Consider the following 16,654-nt stretch of genomic DNA (forward strand, 5'->3'; position numbering starts at 1 on the left):
ACCAGCTCAGGTCCCGAAGAGCACCTGGGTGAGCACCACATCCACCAGGCTCACCGTCACCAGGATCATCACCACGGCGCCGGTGGTGCTGGTGCCCACCTCCTTGGGCCCTCCCCGGGTGGTGAGGCCCCAGCCACAGGCGATCACGGCGATCTGCAGGCCGAACACCAGGGCCTTCACCAGCATCGAGGGCAGGTCGGAGGGCTCCATCCAGGTGCGCACCGAGTTCCAGAACACCGAGGGGGGAATCGAATAGAGGAGGGTGCTGCTCACTTGGCCCGACCAGATCCCCACCACGAAAAACATCAGGCACTGCACCGGCGCCATGATCACCAGCGCCAGTACCCGGGGCACCACCAGATATTCCACCGGATCGGTGCGCAGCATCGTGATCGCATCGATCTGCTCGGTCACCTGCATGGTGCCCAGCTGGGCGGCATAGGCCGTGGCCACTTTTCCGGTGAGCAGGGTGGCGGTGAGAAGCGGCGCGATCTCCCGAGCCAGCCCTAGGGCGAGGATGCCGCCCACCGAGAAGCCGGCCCCTTGGCGGGTCAGCTCTGCTGCCACCTGGATGTTGAACACCGTGCCCACGGCCAGGGCGGTGATGAACACGATCAGGAAGCTGCCGGGTCCGGCCTCGAGCATCTGTTCGAAGAGGTCGTTGAGATTGATGCGGCCCTTGGCCAGGGCGGAGATGGCCTGGCCGCCGATCAGGGCACTGCTGCCCAGCCGCCTGATGTAACGGGGAATCCTCATGGACTGAGCGCTGGCCGCCGCTGCCGCTCCGGCCAGCGGCGCATCACCACCAGCCCCACCATGATCAGCACCACCGGGATGATGCCCATGCACAGCCGGATCGTGAGCAGGGCCGAGTCGGGCTGGAGCAGCCCCTGGGCAGCCTTGTAACCGCTGACGCTGAGGACGTTGCCCAGCACGAACACCGCCACGCCGATGCCCAGCTTCTGGGTGATCACCATCCAGGCGGTGTAGAGGCCGGCGGGTTTGTCGGGATCAGCATCAATGGCATCGGGCAGCAGAGCCCAGGGGATCAGGTAGGCGGTGGCGGCACCCAGGCCCACCAGCATGATCGTGGCCACCAGCAGGGTCAGATTCAACAGATTGCCGGCCGAGCCGATCGGTGAGACCTGCGGATTGAGCGGCACCAGCACCATTGCCGCCATGCAGCCCAGCACCCAGAGGCCCACGCCCCAGCGCAGGGCATGCACCCGGCCGTGCCAGTAGGCCACCCAGCTCCAGAGCTGCAGGCCCGCCAGGGCACTGAGCTGGAAGGGAATCAGGATCCAGGTGCTCCAGGTCTCGGGGATGCGCATCACCACCGTGAGGAAGATCAGCGACACCGGTTGCATCAGTTGCAGTGCGCACCAGAGCAGCAGGTAGAGCGCCAGCACCCGCAAGAAGCGGCCATTGCGGCTGATTCGCCTCAGCTGCTTTCGGATCGGTTCGGGATGGCCGCTGGGGCGTTGGCAGTGGCGGGCGAAGGGGGCCAGCCCCCAGGCGCAGATCAGGCTGGTGACGGTGATCAGCACCCCTGAGATCAGGCCCATGCGCAGGTATCCCTCGGCGCCGCCCCCTACCAGCAGGGCTCCCAGCACCAGCCCGCTCAGGCCGGCGATGATCGATCCGGTGAAGCGCAGGGCGTTGAGCCGGGTGCGCAGGGGCGTGTCAGTGGTGAGCTCACAGGCCAGGGCCGAGTAGGGCAGGTTGACGCAGGTGTACAGCCCCATCGCCACCAGCTGGATCAGCACGAAGACGACGAACTTCTGCCAGTCGTTGCCGGGGGGCACCCACCACAACGCCGCCATGCTCAGCCCGAGGGGCACGGCGCTGAAGGCGATCCAGGGAATGCGTGGTCCCCAGCGGCTCTTGGTGTGGTCGCTGAGGAAGCCGACGATCGGGTCGTTGATGCCGTCCCAGAGCTTGATCACCATCAGCACCAGGCCCGCCATCCAGGCCGGCAGCCCCGCCACCCCGGTGTAGAAGACGAACAGGTAGAATCCGAGCAGGGTAGCCGCCATGCCGGTGCCGGCGTCGCCGAGGCTGTAGGACCAGAGCATCCGCTGGCGGGCTGCGCCGCTGAGGCTGGATGCATCGCTGACGGGCCTGGTGCCCTGGGGGCTCAGCGTGGTCTCGGGGGAGGTCAAGAAGGCTGTCCCAGGCGCAGGTCATAATGCTGCAACCCAGCACTCAGCGCGGCCACGGGGCCGGGATGGGCAACCAGCAACGGTACGCATGTACTGCTGCGGGCGTAGTTTAGTGGTAAAACCTCAGCCTTCCAAGCTGATGATGCGGGTTCGATTCCCGCCGCCCGCTTCCTATTCTCAATAAGGGTTTTCGGCTGAAAGTCCTTGCTGTCACAGGCTTTCAGCCCGCCTGCCGCAGCCAGCCCCTGATCGCCCGTGCCAGGCTGTGAGACGAAACATCTCACAAGCCGGCGGCCCGTGACTGGGAGGTGACGATCAGGACCGTGGTGTTTCACGCGCTGTCTCAGCGGGGGTGCCGGAGGGGCTGGACGGTTCTGAATCACCGTGGCCACCCGCGGCTGAACATTGCCGCGGGTGCTGGCCGATGCCGCCTGGCCTCGGTGGTGGTTATGTAGGCCACTACCTGATGAGCCGACCCCTCTGGAAGGAGCTGCGGCGCGAGTACGAGGCCAAGGGGGAGAAGCTCGTGCCTTATTCCTGCAGACATGGCTACGCCCACCGTGCTCACGTGATCTGCGACCTGCCCCCGAAGGTGGTGGACGCGGCGATGGGCCACAGCGTGCAGACCCACCTGGCCGCTTACAGCCGCTGGTGCGGCGACGACGTGGTGGATGACGCCTTCGCCAAGGCGGAGCAGCGCCTGCTTGCCTCCTGAGGCCGCCTCGTCACAAGCCCAAGACCACAGCAGGACTCCGAGGCCAGTGACAAGTTGGCCCGGCCGACCATCTGCAGGTAAAGGCTCAGGCTGGGGTGGGGCGCATCAGGATCGCCCCGCCGACTGAGGGGATGTCGGTGCCCTCGGAAATGATCATGCAGCTGGTGAGCACCTCCACCTCGCCGGTGCCTAGCCCGGCGATCAAGTGCCTGCGCTCTTCTGCTGGGGTGCCGCCACTGACTGCCGCGGGAGAGCGGCCCTGCCCGCCACCACCCCCAACACCGGCCCCGCTGCCGACCGGAGCCCTGCGGTGCCTGCTCAGGCCTGAGACAGTGCCTGAATTCAGATCGGGGGGTTAGGCAGAGTGATCAGAGCGGTTCGGTGCCTTCACTGAGGATCGCCAGGTAGGCGTCATAGGCGAACAGCCGATTTCGACGCCCTCCAGTGATTTCCCGGGCGATGCCGAGGCCCACCAGGGTTTCGATCGCCTTGCTGGCTGTTGGAAAACTCAGACCACTCAACTCCCTGAGCTGGTTGACGCTGGTGAGCGGTCGTCGTCGCAGGGTCCTGTAGCACTGCTGCACACTCACCCCGGAGCGGCCGAGCCCCATCAGTCGTGCCTGATCGACGCGGAACAGCTCCAGCAACCGCTGGGCCGTCGCCACGGCGCCCGATGCCGTGCTCTCGACCCCCTCGAGAAAAAAATCGATCCATGCCTCCCAGTCGCCGTTCTGACGCACGCCGTCCAGCAGCTCGTAGTAGCGGCTTCGGTGCTGCTTGAAGAACAGGCTCAGGTAGAGCAGCGGTTGCCCCAGTACGCCTGCCTCAATCAGCATCAGCACGATCAGCAGTCGGCCAAGGCGGCCGTTGCCGTCGAGGAACGGGTGGATCGTCTCGAACTGCACGTGGGCCAGGGCGGCGCGCACCAGCACCGGCAGGGTGTGCTCGCCCTCGGGCCCGCCGTGAATGAACTGCTCCAACGCGGCCATGCAGTCCTCCACCAGTCCCGGCGGCGGAGGCACGAAGCTGGCGTTGCCTGGCCGGGTGCCGCCGATCCAGTTCTGGCTGCGTCGGAACTCGCCAGGCAGCCGATCGGCGCCACGGCCCCGGGCCAGCAGCCGGGCGTGGATTTCCCGCAGCAGCCGTGAGGACAGCGGGAATCCTTCCGCATGCCTGGTCAGGCCATGCTCTAGCCCTGCCACGTAACTGGAGACCTCCACCACGTCATCGAACGGAAGGCCGGGTGCTCCCTCCAGTTCAAACAGCAGCAGATCGGAAAGGGATGACTGGGTGCCTTCGATCTGGGAGGAAAGCAAGGCTTCCCGCCGCACGTAGGCGTAGAGAAACAGCTCTGGATCGGGGAGCAGGGATGAGACCCCATCCAGGCGACCGCAGGCCAGAAGGGCCTGCTCATGCAGGGTCTGCAGCGGTCCTTCCAGCACCACAGGCGGCTTCGGTGGCAGCGGCGCCGGCACGAAGGCCCGCACCGCTTCTCCGGCGGTGCTGGTGATCTCGTAGCGCCCGGTGGTGTCGCGCCGCATGGAGCCTCCCTGGGGCGAACCTTGAATACACCTTGAGCTTATTCAAGACTGAGCTGAATTACTTGAATAAGGCCCGGGTGACTCGTGGATCCCCGGCCAGCAGTCTCGCCTGTCCCGTCGCCGTCTCGGTGGCTTGTCGGATGTCGATCGGTGTTTCGCCCGCCCCTGTGGCGCCAAGGGCTTTTGGAGGCAAAACAGCTCACCAAAAAATTTCACATAGCGCGTTTTTCTTGTTGAGAAGTCAGGCAGTGCAATGAGACTGGGTGATCTATGGATCAGCTTTCCAATCTGATGATGCGGGTTCGATTCCCGCCGCCCGCTTGTTTCTTCAGAGCCCCGTCGCCTCAATCAGGTGGGGGGCCAGCAGCAGCATCAGGCTGCGGCCCATGAGCGGGGCCTCGCTGGCGGAGCCCCAGGGCTGGGGGTTTTCGGCCAGCCGATCGCCATCGATCTCGCCGGTGTCGATCACCCGCAACCAGCCTCCGCTGGCCTCGGGCAGCTTGAAGACCATCGGCTGGTAGTAGGCATTCATGCCGCACCAGAGCAGGGGGCCGTGGCGCAGGTCGTGCAGGCTCCAGGCCAGGCTGTGGGACCAGCTGCCCCAGTCGGGTTGGAGCAGCTCCACCCCGTGCCACTCGCGCCAGATGAGATCCCGTTCGCCGGGCCTGGAGGGGGGGCTGTCGGCGTGGGGGGTCTCGGGGTTGAGCAGGCCCTCGAGCCGGCGGCGTAGGCGCACCAGACGGCTTACGTAGCGATGCAGGCGCTGGTCCTCCTCGTCGGGGCGCCAGTGCATCCAGCCCAGGGGGTTGTTCTGGCACCAGGTGTTGTTGTTGCCCCCCTGGCTGCGGCGCACCTCGTCGCCCATCAGCAGCATCGGCACCCCGGGTGCCAGCAGCAGGGTGCCCAGCAGGTTGCGGATCTGGCGGTTGCGCAGTTCGTTGACCTGCGAATCGCTGCAGGGCCCCTCAACGCCGTGGTTCCAGCTGTTGTTGTGGTTGTCGCCGTCGCGGTTGTCCTCGCCGTTGGCCAGGTTGTGCTTGCGGTCGTAGCTGACCAGATCGGCGAGGGTGAAGCCGTCGTGGGCTGTGATGAAGGTGATGCTGCGGCCCGCCGTGGCCGGCCTGCCGCCGTAGAGATCAGGGCTGCCGGAGAGACGCTGGGCCATCAACCAGCTGCCGCTGTCGTCCCCTTTCCAGAAGCGGCGCACGTCGTCGCGGAAGCGGCCGTTCCAGGTGCCCATCCGCCGTGCCGGGAAGTCATTGAGCCGGTAAAGGCCACCGCAATCCCACGGTTCGCTCACCAGCTTGAGGTCGCTCAGCTCGGGGTCGGCCTCGATCTCCTCGAACAGGGGCGGTTGGTCGAGCGGGGCCAGCTCTTCGCCGCGGCTGAGGGCGATGCCGAGATCGAAGCGGAAGCCGTCGATGCCCAGCTCCAGGGCCCAGCAGCGCATGGATTCCAGCAGCAGCCGCCGCGCCAGGGGACGGTTGGCGGCAATGGTGTTACCGCAGCCGGTGACGTCCATGTAGTCGCACCGGCTGTTCTGGTGGTAGTAGAGGCGGTCCGCCAGTCCACGCCAGCTCAGAGTGGGCCCGTCCTGGTTGCCTTCGCTGGTGTGGTTGTAGACCACGTCGAGCAGCACCTCCATCCCGGCCTGGTGGCAGGCGGTGACCAGCTGACGCACCTGCTGGCGCCCCGCCAGCGGGTCGTCGCCCACCAGATAGCCCTGGTGGGGCGCCATCCAGCTCAGTGGGCTGTAGCCCCAGTAGTTCTGGCGTCCGTGGGGGGCATCCTGGGGATCGAAGGCCATCACCGGCAGCAACTCCAGGGCGGTGACGCCCAGGCTGCGCAGGTAGGGCAGGGAGTCGATCACGCCCAGCAGGCTGCCCTGACGCTCGGGGGGCACGGGACTGCCCTGGCCCCGGCTGAGCCCGCCCACATGCAGCTCGTAGATCACCGTGGTCTGCCAGCTGTGGCGGGGCCTCGGCGCGGCCACGAAATCGAAGTGATCCCGCTCCGTCACCACGCCTTTCAGGCAGGTGGCGGTGTTGGGGATGGCGCCGATGGCGTCACCGCGGCGGTAGACATCCCAGCCGCTGATCGCCCGGGCGCAGGGATCCAGCAGCACCTTCGATGGGTTGAAGCCGTGCCCCCCCGGCAGCAGGGGCCCATAGACGCGGTAGCCGTAGCAGGTGCCGACGCCGATCCCCTCCACCTCCACATGCCAGTGGTCGCCGGAGCGATGGCGCAGATCCAGGGGAACGATCCGGAAGGGCTCGGGCGAGCTGCCGCGTGCGAACAGCAGCAACTCCACCCTGGTGGCCGATGGGGCCACCAGGGAGAAGTTCACCCCCCGGGCGGTGAGCGCCGCCCCGAGGGGCCAGGGATGTCCGAGCTGTATCGAAGACAAAGACCCGGGTGACCTGACGTCTCAAGCTAGTGCTGTGCAGGGGCGATGGCCCCCGGGGGGCGTCCATGGCGGATCAGGACAGCGGCGAGGCGGCCATTCCGCTGACCACCGAGGCGGCCATGGAGGCGGGGCGGCCGCCTACGCCTGTGCTTCCCGGTCTGTGGGTGTTCGCCCCCAACCGCGACAGCCTCGGAGGCACCTCCTGGCTGCTGGCCCCCCCGGGGCTGCCGCCGCTGCTGATCGATCTGCCGGCCTACACCGCCGCCAACCTGGCGGCCCTGAGCTCTGCCGGTGACGCCGCCGGCACGATCCTGCTCACCAGCCGCGAGGGCCATGGGCGTTGCCGCCGCTTTCAGCAGGCGCTGGGCTGGCCGGTGCGGCTTCAGGAGCAGGAGGCCTATCTGCTACCTGGGGTGGCGGGCCTGGTCCCCTTCGCTGAGGCCCTGGATCTGGGCGGAGGCGTGCGGGCGCTCTGGACGCCGGGGACCACACCGGGGGCCTGCGTGGTCCATGCGGCCGGGGATCTCGATCTGCTCTTCTGCGGTCGCCTGCTGGTGCCGACCGCCCCGGGGGAGGCCCGCCCACTGCGCACGTCCCGCACCTTTCACTGGCGACGGCAGCAGCGCAGCCTCGAGGCACTGCGCGACTGGCTGCCGCCGGCCTCCCCCCGCTGGATCGCCAGCGGTGCCGGCCTTGGGGCCCTTCAGGGAGAGAAATTGATTGCTGGTGGCCGCGCTCTGCTGGATCGACTGCTGGATCGCGAGCTGGAGGACTGAGCGGGCCGGAGGGCGGAACGGCCGGGTTCGAGGCTGCTGTGGTGCAAGATCGTCGGTCCGACGGGCTTTTTGGTTGCCCAGACCGCCCTTCCCCCATACGATTGGCGCGCTGTACCGTTCCGGCGCCGGCGAGAGGGTGTTTTTCCGCTCCGCCCAGCTCCCGCACTCTCCTGAAGGTTTTCGCCTCCGATGAACAAAGCTGATCTCGTCAACCTCGTTGCGGTTCGCACCGAACTGACCAAGACCGAAGTGTCCAAGATCGTCGACGCCGCGATCGAGACGATCGTCGATTCCGTTGTGGAAGGGAAGAAGGTCTCGATTCTGGGTTTCGGTTCCTTTGAAGCCCGCGAGCGCTCCGCCCGCCAGGGGCTCAACCCCAAGACCGGCGAAAAGATCAAGATCCCGGCCAAGCGGGTGCCGGCCTTCACCGCCGGTAAGCAGTTCAAGGACAAGGTCCAGAGCTGAGCTCTGGGGCTTGATCTCCCCTCCCGGCTCGAGGCCCTGATCGAGGCGGCAGACCAGCGCCGCCTCCAGGGCCCCACCGGGCGATTCGCCCCCTCTCCGAGCGGCCCTCTGCATCTGGGCAACCTGCGCACGGCCCTGCTGGCCTGGTTGCAGGCCCGGCTCAGTGGGGGGCGTTTTCTGTTGCGCCATGACGACCTCGATCGCCCGCGCCAGCGCCCTGGAGCGATCGAGTCGATCGAGGCCGATCTCAGCTGGCTGGGGATCAGCTGGGATGGTCCTCCCGTGCGCCAGAGCGAGCGCACGGGGCTCTATGCCTCCGTGCTCTCGGCGTTGCGCCGAGGCGGCGCCCTCTATCCCTGCCGCTGCAGCCGCCGGATGCTGGCGGATGGAGCGGCGCCCCATGGCGGCTGGCCGCTCTATCCGGGCACCTGCCGGGATCGGGAGGTGGGCTGGGGCCCCGTCGATGGCAGGCTGCCCAGCTGGCGGTTGAGGCTGGAGCCGGGGCCCCTGCGCTGGAGGGAGGAGATCGGTGCCAGGGGTTGCCTGGAGGCGGCCACCGAGGTGGGCGATGTGGTGCTGCGCCGCGCCGATGGTGTCCTCGCTTATCACCTCACCTCAGCCGTGGATGATCTGCTGCTGGCGGTGACCACGGTGGTGCGCGGCGCTGACCTCTGGCGTTCGACGGCGCCGCAGGTGGCGGTGAGCGAGTGCCTGGGGCGGCCGTTTGCCACCACCTGGCATGGGCCCCTCTGGCTGGATGAGGCCGGCGAGCGGCTGGCCAAGCGGCAGGGGGCTCCGGGGCTGGAGCCACTGCGCCAGGAGGGCCTCGATGCGGCTGGGGTGATCGGCAGGATGGCGGCAAGCCTGGATCTGGTGCCGGCCGGCAGCCGCCTGAGTGCGGTGGAACTGCTGCAGGACCTGAATTTGTCGCGCCTGAAGGCCCAACTGCGGCGCAGGATCTGAGGGCTGGGAACTCTTAAGGAAGGTTTCGGGATCAAAGGCCGACCTTTGATCCCAGACTGTTGAACGAAGCACCGGAGCCTTTGCTCGTGTCCAGCTCCAGTCCGGAACGCCTTGTCAGTCCGGAATATTTGGCTCGTGATGGAACCGTTTCACGGGTGGTGGTGTCGTTCCCCGGCGCCTTTGAAACAGCTTCTGAACTCGCGGCCACTGAACCGTTCTCCCACGGTGGCACCCATCCAGCCCATCCATCTCCCTCGGTGAGGGGCTCAGCACAGAGGGCCAGCCAGCGCTGCAGCCACTGCGGTGGCAGTGGTGTGTTGCGTCTGGGGGGGCGCAGCTTCCGCACCTGCCTCGACTGCCTCGGCCAGGGCAGCCTTGCTGATCATCTGGCCGCCCCTCGCGACATCAGCGCTGCTTGAGTTTCTTCTGGCGCCAGATAAAGAAGACCGTCGTGGCCACGACCACCCCCAGGGGCACGGCGGTGAGCAGCAGCAGGATCACGGCGGTCCAGTCGGTGTACATGGCTGCTCAAGGGAAGAGAAGATCTCATCATCCCAGCCCCCAGGGGCTCGGGCCCTCAGCAGATCCGGGGCAGTAACTCACCTCGGCCCAGTTCCAGCGGGCGGAGCACTCCCAGGGAGGTTTCCAGCAGCACGGCCTCGCCGCCGATTCGGCCGATGAGCGCGGCGCTGGGTTGCTCTCGGCTCAGCAGCTTCAGGGCCTCCTGCGCCTGAGCCGCCGGCAGCATCAGCACGAAGCGCCCCTCGCTGGCCATGGTGAGCGAATCGAGGCCCAGCAGATCGCAGGCTGCGGCCACGGCGCCATGGACCGGCACCAGCGGCTCCTGCACCAGGGCCCCCAGGCCGGCATCGCGGCAGAGTTCATGCAAGGCCGATGCCAGTCCGCCGCGGGTGAGATCGCGCAGGGCATGAATCTCCAGGCCGGCCGCCAGCAACGCCTGGACGCTGCCGTGAAGCGGGGCCAAATCGCTCTCCAGGCTGGTGCTGAAGCCCAGCTCCTCCCGGGCCGCCAGGATGGCCACGCCGTGGCGGCCCAGGTCGCCACTCACCAGGATCGCGTCGCCAGGGCGGATGGCCGCCGGCCCGATCGCCACTCCCGGGGGGATGCGGCCCATGCCGGCGGTGGTCATGAAGAGGCCATCGGCCTTGCCCCGCTCCACCACCTTGGTGTCGCCGGTGACGATCGACACGCCGCAGCGCCCGGCGGCGGCGGCGGCCGAGCGCAGCACCCGGCTGAGGGTGTCCAGGGGCAGCCCCTCCTCCAGGATCAGGCTGAGGCTGAGGGCCAGGGGCGTGGCCCCCACCATCGCCAGGTCGTTGACGGTGCCGATCACTGCCAGGGAGCCGATGTCGCCGCCGGGAAACTCCAGCGGCTGCACCACATGGCCGTCGGTGCTGAAGGCCAGCTCGCCGGCCTCGGCTGGCAGGGTGGCGGCATCGAGCAGCACACCGCCCGCGCTGCCGAGGGCCGGCAGGATCAGCTGCTCCAGCAACCGCTGGCTGAGCAGACCGCCGCCGCCGTGGCCGAGCAGCACGACTTCGCCGTCGTCGGGGCTGATCGGACATGGGAACTGCAGCGGTGTGGCCATGGTTCAGGCCCGCTGGCGGTAACGCCAGTAGGCGGCGCAGGCCCCCTCCGCCGACACCATCGGCGCCCCCAGGGGCCGCTCGGGGCTGCAGCCACGGCCAAAGCGGGGACAGGCGTCCGGACGGACCAGGCCCTGCAGCACCTGGCCGCTGATGCAGCCTTGGTCGCCGTTGCCGTTGCCGGCAGGGGCCGGTGGGGCGGCGGTCGGGAAGCGGCGCTCCGCGTCGAGGGCGTCGTAGGGGGGGCGCAGGCTGAGGCCGCTGGCTGGCAGCACCCCCAGGCCGCGCCAGTGTCGGTCGCTGCGGCAGAACACCCGCTCGATCAGGGCCCGGGCCGCGGCATTGCCCTCGCCGGCTCCGGCCTGTGGGTAGGCGTCCTCCACCCGGCCCTCGCCCCGCTCCAGCTGACGCACGGCCCGCAGGATCCCCTCCAGCAGATCGACGGGCTCGAAGCCGGTGATCACGATCGGCAATCGCAGGCGTGCCGCGATCGGCTCGTACTCCTGGCGGCCCATCACGGTGCAGACATGGCCCGCCGCCAGAAAGCCCTGCACCCGGCAGCCGGGGGCGGCCAGGATTGCCTCCATCGCCGGCGGCACGCGCACGTGGGCCACCAGCAGGCTGAGGTTCTGCGTGCCGCTGCTCCAGGCCTGGTGGGCCAGCAGCGCCGTGGCAGGGGCCGTGGTCTCAAAGCCCACCGCGAAGAACACCACCTGCCGCTCGGGATGGGCCCTCGCCAGGGTCAGCGCATCGAGGGGGGCGGTCACCAGGCGGACATCGGCGCCAGCGGCGCGGGCCTGGAGCAGGTGGGCGGGCCCCGTGCCCGGCACCCGCAGCATGTCGCCGTAAGAGCAGAGGATCACGTCCTGAAGGGCTGCCAGCTGCAGGGCCCGATCGATCGTTTCCGCAGCGGTGACACAGACCGGACAACCTGGCCCGTGGATCAGCTCCAGCTGCGGCGGGATGAGCTGATCGAGCCCGTGGCGCAGGATCGCGTGGGTCTGGCCGCCGCACACTTCCATCAGGGTCCAGCTGCGGCTGATCTCGGCGTGTAGGGCGTCGAGCAGGTGGTGCACCCGCTTGCTCGCACTAGACGAGTGGGTGTCGCTGGGGCTCATGGTTCCCAGGCCATGCCCGGCGGCTCAACGGAGATGGCCTGCAGATACTGGGCCCGCTCGTAGCTGGCGGGGTCGGGGCAGCGCCGCTGGCTCATGCAGCCCAGCAGCTCGCGGGCGGAGCCATGGCCATGCTCCTCAAGCCAGTGACTCAACTCGGCGCGGAGCGTCTGGAGGTGCTGCGGGCCATGGCGCAGCAGTGCCGAGACCACCAGCGTCGCGCTGGCGCCCACCATCAGCATTCGCACCACATCGGTGCCGTGGCTGATGCCGCCGCTGGCGGCGAACTGAAGGGGAACCCGACCGTGCAGGAGAGCGATCCAGCGCAGGGGGAGCCGCTGATCTGCCGCTGAACTGAGCAGCAGGTTTGAGCAGGGCTCCAGGGTCTCGATGTCGATGTCGGGCTGGTAGAAGCGGTTGAACAGCACCAGGGCGCTGGCGCCGGCGGCCTTCAGGGCGTGGGCCAGGTGGCTGAGATTGGTGTAATAGGGGCTGAGCTTCACCGCCACGGGCAGGCTTGTGGCCGCGCAGACGCTGCGCACGATCGCCACCTGGGCCGCTTCCATGGCGTTGGCGTCAATCGTCCGGTCGGTGGGGACCGCATAGAGGTTGAGCTCGATCGCGGCGGCACCGGCCTGTTCCACGGCCTGGGCGATCGCTTCCCAGTGGCCCTCCTCCGTGCCGTTGAGGCTGGCGATGATCGGAATGTCGACCCGCCGACAGGCGGTTTCGATCTCGTGGAGGTAGCCCTCGATTCCCAGGTGGCGCGGCTCGAGGCTGGGCAGGTAGCTGAGGGCTTCGGCGTAGCTCTCGCTGCCCAGATGCCGATGGTGGTCCCAGTTTTGCCAGTCGCGCTCGATCTGCTCCAGGAAGAGGGAGTGGAGCACCACCGCCGCGGCCCCGGCCTCGGCCAGGCGGGGGATCCGATCAGGGTCAGCGCTCAGGGGGGCGGCCGCCCCCACCACCAGCGGCGAGTCCAGGGGCAGGCCGAGGTAGTCGCTGCTGAGGTCGGGTCCGCTCATGGTTCCGCCATCCGCTGGTAGCGCTCCCAGCGCTGGCGCGCCTCTTGCTGAGCCTGACGGGTCAGGTCCCGTGCCTGCTGCGGATGGCTGTAGGTCAGCATCCGGAAGCGGTTCTCGCTGGCCATCGCCTCCGCCATCGGCAGCGATGGGGCCCGCGAATCCAGGACCAGGGGGTTTTCACCCCGCTCGGCGCGGCGCGGGTCGTGGCGGTAGAGCAGCCAGCGCCCCGAGTCCACGGCCCGCTTCTGCTGCGTCATGCCCTGCGCCATGTCGATGCCATGGGCGATGCAGTGGGAGTAGGCCAGGATCAGCGAAGGACCGGGGAAGGATTCCGCCTCCAGGAATGCCCTGAGGGTTTGTTCGTCGCGGGCACCCATCGCCACGCTGGCCACGTAGACGTGGCCATACGACATCGCCATCAGCCCCAGGTCCTTCTTGGAGGTGGCCTTGCCGCCGCTGGCGAACTTGGCCACGGCTCCCATTGGGGTGGCCTTCGACATCTGGCCGCCGGTGTTGGAGTACACCTCGGTGTCGAGCACCAGGATGTTGACGTCGGCGCCGCTGGCCAGAACATGGTCGATGCCGGCGGAGCCGATGTCGTAGGCCCAGCCGTCGCCGCCGATCAGCCAGACGCTCCGTTTCACCAGATCGTCGGCGAGGGAGAGCAGGGTGCGGGCGGCCTCGGTGTCAGGGCACTGGGCGCGGGCTGAGCCGTCCACTTCGAGGCGCTGCTGCAGCAGCGCGCGCAGCTCCAGCACCCGCTGCCGCTGTTCGTGGATGCCCGCCTCGTCCGTCTGATCCGCGCCGATCAGGGCCTCGACGAGGGGCGCTGGCAGCCAGGCAGCGGCTGGGGCGGCGAGCTGCCGCAGCTGGTGCTCGGCGATGGTCCGGCGCTGGTCGAAGGCGAGGCGGAAGCCGAGGCCGAACTCGGCGTTGTCTTCGAACAGGGAGTTGCTCCAGGCGGGGCCGCGGCCTTCGCCATTGGCGCTCCAGGGGGTGGTGGGCAGGTTGCCGCCGTAGATCGAGGAGCATCCGGTGGCGTTGGCCACCACCATGCGGTCGCCGAAGAGCTGGCTGGCGAGCTTGATGTAGGGGGTTTCACCGCAGCCGGCGCAGGCTCCGGAGAACTCGAACAGGGGCTCCTGGAGCTGCTGCTGACGGATGTGGCGCAGGTCGAGGTCGCGGCGGTCGGGGCTGGGCAGGCCCAGGGCGTAGTCCCAGTGGTGGCGAAGCTTCTGGCGCAGGGGGCGTTGGGGGGCCATGTTGATCGCCTTGCGCCGGGGCTCGGTGCGGTCGCGGGCCGGGCAGACCTCCACACAGAGGCCACAGCCGGTGCAGTCTTCGCCGGCCACCTGCAGGCTGAAGCTGAGGCCGCTCCAATGGGGGTCGCGGGCGGCCGTGCTCACGAAGCCCTCTGGCGCGTCAGCCAGGGTCGACGGCTCCACCACCTTGGCCCGGATCGCGGCGTGGGGACAGACCATCACGCACTTGCCGCATTGCACGCAGAGGTCGGCTTCCCAGACAGGGACAGATTCGGCGATGTTGCGCTTCTCCCAGCGGGCCGTGCCGGAGGCGAAGGTGCCATCCGGAGGCAGGGCACTCACGGGCAGGCGATCCCCCTGGCGTGCCAGCTGCGGCCCGATCAACTCACGCACCCAGGCCGGCGCAGAGGCCAGGGGGGGCGGCAGCGCCTCCCGCTCGGCCCCCAACGCGCTCTCGCCCACCGTTCCGATCGGCATCGGCCGCAGGCGGCTCAGGGCCATGTCGACGGCCAACAGGTTGCTGCGCACCACCCGCTCGCCCTTGCCGCCGTAGCTGTGGCGGATCGCGCCGCGGATCCCCTCGAGGGCCTGCTCCAGCGGCAACACCCCGGCGGCGGCGAAGAAGGCCACCTGCATCACGGTGTTGATCCGTTCGCCCAGACCGAGTTCCTGGGCGATCGCCGAGGCCTCGATCGCCAGCACCTTGAGATCGCGCTCGACGATCTGCTCCTGCACCGCGCGGGGCAGCCGAGGCCACAACTGCTCTGCCGGCCATGGACTGTTCAGCAATAGGGTGGCCCCTGGCAGGGCTTCAGCCAGCAGATCGAAGTGCTCAAAGAAGTCCCAGTGGTGGCAAGCCACTAGGCGGGCCTGGCGCACCAGGTAGGTGGAGCGGATCGGCTCCGGTCCGAAGCGCAGGTGGGAGACCGTGACCGCCCCCGACTTCTTGGAGTCGTAGACGAAATAGCCCTGGGCGTGCAGCGCAGTGGCCGCCCCGATGATCTTGATGGTGTTCTTGCAGGCCCCCACCGTGCCGTCGGAGCCGAGGCCGTAGAGGATCGCGGCAAAGGCCGCTCCGGGATCGGGGCCCTCGCCCGCGTCGCGCGCGTCCTCCAGCGGCAGGGAGCGGTGGGTCACGTCGTCGTCGATGCCGACGGTGAAGGGGTTGGGGGTGCCGGGTCGCTCCAAGGCCGCGAACACAGCCCGCACCATGGAAGGGGTGAACTCCTTGGAGGCCAGGCCGTAGCGGCCGCCCAGCAAGCGCGGCAGGGGGGCGACCCCGCCGACCTCATCCGCGGCCACCCGTGCGGCCCATCCCTCACGCAGGGCGTTGGAGACATCGAGGTAGAGAGGTTCGCCGCCGCTGCCCGGCTCCTTGCAGCGATCGAGCACCGCGATCGCCCGGGTGGTGACCGGCAGGGCCCGCAGCAGGCGCTCGGCCGCGAAGGGCCGATAGAGCCGTACCTTCAGCACTCCCACCCGGGCGCCGCCGCCGATGAGGGCATCAACGGTTTCATGGGCCGTTTCGCAGCCTGAGCCCATCAGCACCAGCACCCGCTCGGCCTGTGGGTGACCGTGGTACTCGTAGAGCTGATAGGCACGGCCGCTCAGGCCGGCGAAGGCGTCCATCGCCTCCTGCACCAGGCCGGCTGCGGCGTCGTGGAACGGATTGGCGGCCTCACGGGCCTGGAAGGCCACATCGGGGTTCTGGCTGGTGCCGCGGATCACCGGGTGGTCGGGGCTGAGCCCCCGCCCGCGGTGGGCGGCGATCAGCTCTGCGGGGATCAGCGCACGCAACAGGTCATCCTCGATCAGCTCCACGGTCTGCAGTTCGTGGGAGGTGCGGAAGCCGTCGAAGAAGTGCACCACGGGCAGGCGGCTGCGCAGGCTGGCCAGGCTGGCGATGGCGGCGAAATCACCTGTCTCCTGCACCGAGGAGGAACAGAGCAGGACGCAGCCTGTGCCGCGCACGGCCATCATGTCGCTGTGGTCCCCGAAGATCGAGAGGGCCTGGCCGGCGAGGGCGCGGGAGGCCACGTGCACCACCGTGGCGGTGAGTTCGCCGGCGATCTTGTAGAGGTTGGGGAGCATCAGCAGCAAGCCCTGGGAGGCGGTGAAGGTGGTGGTGAGCGCACCGGCCTGCAGGGCGCCGTGCAGCACCCCCGCTGCCCCACCCTCGCTCTGCATCTCCACCACCCGGGGCACCGTTCCCCAGAGGTTGGGGCGGCCCTCGCCGGCCCAGCCATCGGCCCATTCCCCCATCGGCGAGGCCGGCGTGATCGGGTAGATCGCCATCACCTCGTTCAGCCGGTAGGCGACCCGCGCCACCGCCTCGTTGCCATCAAGCGTTGCCCGGGTCATGCGCTCCTCTCCGTCATGGCCGGAACCTCCTCAGGGTTGGACGATGCTCAGGGCAAAGCCCACGTGCACCAGCAGCCGATCGCCGATCACCGCGTCGGGCACGCAGGCCAGGCTCACCTCCCGGCGCACGCCCGAGAACTCCACCAGGCCCATGCGCCAGAGGGCCGGATCCTCCTCGGGGCAATCCGCCGGGCGGCGATCCTCGATCCCGATCAGTTCCCCAGCCATGGCCAGACACATCGCAGCCCACCTCACGCC

14 protein-coding genes and 1 tRNA gene are annotated in these 16,654 nt (G+C 68.7%); 6 read left to right on the top strand and 9 right to left on the bottom strand.

The features are described 5' to 3' along the window. Nucleotides 1–6 precede the first annotated feature (6 nt). The gene (locus KBY67_RS02250; RefSeq protein ID WP_255108262.1) at nt 7–756 is read right to left on the bottom strand and encodes an ABC transporter permease; all 750 of its coding nucleotides are present in this window, start codon (nt 754–756) and stop codon (nt 7–9) included. Beyond that, on the bottom strand, nt 753–2,162 hold the full coding sequence (locus tag KBY67_RS02255; RefSeq protein WP_255108264.1) for an MFS transporter: 1,410 nt from the start codon (nt 2,160–2,162) through the stop codon (nt 753–755). The genes KBY67_RS02250 and KBY67_RS02255 overlap by 4 nt, the downstream gene beginning before the upstream one ends. Before the next feature lie 98 nt (nt 2,163–2,260). Between KBY67_RS02255 and KBY67_RS02260 the strand changes: the two genes are divergently transcribed. Both KBY67_RS02260 and KBY67_RS02265 read left to right on the top strand, forming a co-directional pair. Continuing rightward, nucleotides 2,261–2,331 (top strand) — tRNA-Gly (locus KBY67_RS02260). A gap of 255 nt (nt 2,332–2,586) precedes the next feature. Beyond that, nucleotides 2,587–2,877 carry a hypothetical protein gene (locus KBY67_RS02265; RefSeq protein WP_255108266.1) on the top strand — a complete coding sequence of 97 codons (291 nt, stop codon included), beginning with the start codon at nt 2,587–2,589 and terminating at the stop codon, nt 2,875–2,877. A gap of 368 nt (nt 2,878–3,245) precedes the next feature. Here the strand turns inward: KBY67_RS02265 and KBY67_RS02270 are convergent, their stop codons facing one another. Further along, complete coding sequence (locus KBY67_RS02270) at nt 3,246–4,418, bottom strand: Fic family protein (protein ID WP_255108269.1); 1,173 nt, start codon at nt 4,416–4,418, stop codon at nt 3,246–3,248. A gap of 328 nt (nt 4,419–4,746) precedes the next feature. Continuing rightward, on the bottom strand, nt 4,747–6,825 hold the full coding sequence (locus KBY67_RS02275) for a glycogen-debranching protein (RefSeq protein WP_255108272.1): 2,079 nt from the start codon (nt 6,823–6,825) through the stop codon (nt 4,747–4,749). 65 nt (nt 6,826–6,890) lie between these two features. Here KBY67_RS02275 and KBY67_RS02280 point away from each other — a divergent pair, with 65 nt between their 5' ends. The 4 genes from KBY67_RS02280 to KBY67_RS02295 all read left to right on the top strand — a co-directional run bounded on the left by KBY67_RS02280 (nt 6,891) and on the right by KBY67_RS02295 (nt 9,448). Next, a complete protein-coding gene (locus KBY67_RS02280) occupies nt 6,891–7,601 on the top strand; it encodes an MBL fold metallo-hydrolase (RefSeq protein WP_255108274.1) in 711 nt (236 codons plus the stop codon). Between the two features lie 189 nt (nt 7,602–7,790). Beyond that, nucleotides 7,791–8,066, top strand: a complete 276-nt coding sequence (locus tag KBY67_RS02285) for an HU family DNA-binding protein (protein ID WP_255108276.1) — start codon at nt 7,791–7,793, stop codon at nt 8,064–8,066. Nucleotides 8,067–8,069: 3 nt separating this feature from the next. Then, entirely contained in the window at nt 8,070–9,029 is a 960-nt protein-coding gene (gluQRS, locus tag KBY67_RS02290; RefSeq protein WP_255108478.1) for a tRNA glutamyl-Q(34) synthetase GluQRS, read from the top strand. Between the two features lie 86 nt (nt 9,030–9,115). Beyond that, nucleotides 9,116–9,448 (top strand): hypothetical protein, encoded by a 333-nt coding sequence (locus tag KBY67_RS02295; protein WP_255108278.1) that lies wholly within the window; start codon nt 9,116–9,118, stop codon nt 9,446–9,448. A 158-nt stretch (nt 9,449–9,606) separates the two neighbouring features. Here the strand turns inward: KBY67_RS02295 and hypE are convergent, their stop codons facing one another. The 5 genes from hypE to KBY67_RS02320 are packed head-to-tail and all read right to left on the bottom strand — an operon-like array spanning nt 9,607 to nt 16,624. Beyond that, nucleotides 9,607–10,638 carry a hydrogenase expression/formation protein HypE gene (hypE, locus tag KBY67_RS02300; RefSeq protein ID WP_255108280.1) on the bottom strand — a complete coding sequence of 344 codons (1,032 nt, stop codon included), beginning with the start codon at nt 10,636–10,638 and terminating at the stop codon, nt 9,607–9,609. A gap of 3 nt (nt 10,639–10,641) precedes the next feature. After that, nucleotides 10,642–11,754, bottom strand: coding sequence for a hydrogenase formation protein HypD (gene hypD, locus KBY67_RS02305; protein ID WP_255108282.1), 1,113 nt, complete (start codon nt 11,752–11,754; stop codon nt 10,642–10,644). Then, nucleotides 11,751–12,773: a dihydroorotate dehydrogenase-like protein gene (locus KBY67_RS02310; RefSeq protein WP_255108284.1), complete on the bottom strand. Its 1,023-nt coding sequence runs from the start codon at nt 12,771–12,773 to the stop codon at nt 11,751–11,753. Before KBY67_RS02310 ends, hypD begins: the two co-directional genes overlap by 4 nt. Then, nucleotides 12,770–16,396 carry a pyruvate:ferredoxin (flavodoxin) oxidoreductase gene (gene nifJ / locus KBY67_RS02315; RefSeq protein ID WP_255108287.1) on the bottom strand — a complete coding sequence of 1,209 codons (3,627 nt, stop codon included), beginning with the start codon at nt 16,394–16,396 and terminating at the stop codon, nt 12,770–12,772. The genes KBY67_RS02310 and nifJ overlap by 4 nt, the downstream gene beginning before the upstream one ends. Before the next feature lie 30 nt (nt 16,397–16,426). Further along, entirely contained in the window at nt 16,427–16,624 is a 198-nt protein-coding gene (locus KBY67_RS02320; RefSeq protein WP_255108289.1) for a HypC/HybG/HupF family hydrogenase formation chaperone, read from the bottom strand. Nucleotides 16,625–16,654 lie beyond the last annotated feature (30 nt).

Origin of the sequence: Synechococcus sp. RedBA-s, assembly GCF_024345495.1 — a bacterium.
In the GTDB taxonomy this organism is placed as follows: Bacteria; Cyanobacteriota; Cyanobacteriia; order PCC-6307; family Cyanobiaceae; genus Regnicoccus_A.

Excerpts from the sequence above, each read along its gene's own strand:
- KBY67_RS02285 (WP_255108276.1), top strand. The coding sequence starts at position 7,791 with ATGAACAAAGCTGATCTCGTCAACCTCGTTGCGGTTCGCACCGAACTG.
- KBY67_RS02310 (WP_255108284.1), bottom strand. The coding sequence starts at position 12,773 with ATGAGCGGACCCGACCTCAGCAGCGACTACCTCGGCCTGCCCCTGGAC.
- KBY67_RS02280 (WP_255108274.1), top strand. The coding sequence starts at position 6,891 with ATGGCGGATCAGGACAGCGGCGAGGCGGCCATTCCGCTGACCACCGAG.
- hypE (WP_255108280.1), bottom strand. The coding sequence starts at position 10,638 with ATGGCCACACCGCTGCAGTTCCCATGTCCGATCAGCCCCGACGACGGC.
- KBY67_RS02320 (WP_255108289.1), bottom strand. The coding sequence starts at position 16,624 with ATGGCTGGGGAACTGATCGGGATCGAGGATCGCCGCCCGGCGGATTGC.
- hypD (WP_255108282.1), bottom strand. The coding sequence starts at position 11,754 with ATGAGCCCCAGCGACACCCACTCGTCTAGTGCGAGCAAGCGGGTGCAC.
- KBY67_RS02265 (WP_255108266.1), top strand. The coding sequence starts at position 2,587 with ATGCCGCCTGGCCTCGGTGGTGGTTATGTAGGCCACTACCTGATGAGC.
- nifJ (WP_255108287.1), bottom strand. The coding sequence starts at position 16,396 with ATGACCCGGGCAACGCTTGATGGCAACGAGGCGGTGGCGCGGGTCGCC.
- KBY67_RS02270 (WP_255108269.1), bottom strand. The coding sequence starts at position 4,418 with ATGCGGCGCGACACCACCGGGCGCTACGAGATCACCAGCACCGCCGGA.
- KBY67_RS02250 (WP_255108262.1), bottom strand. The coding sequence starts at position 756 with ATGAGGATTCCCCGTTACATCAGGCGGCTGGGCAGCAGTGCCCTGATC.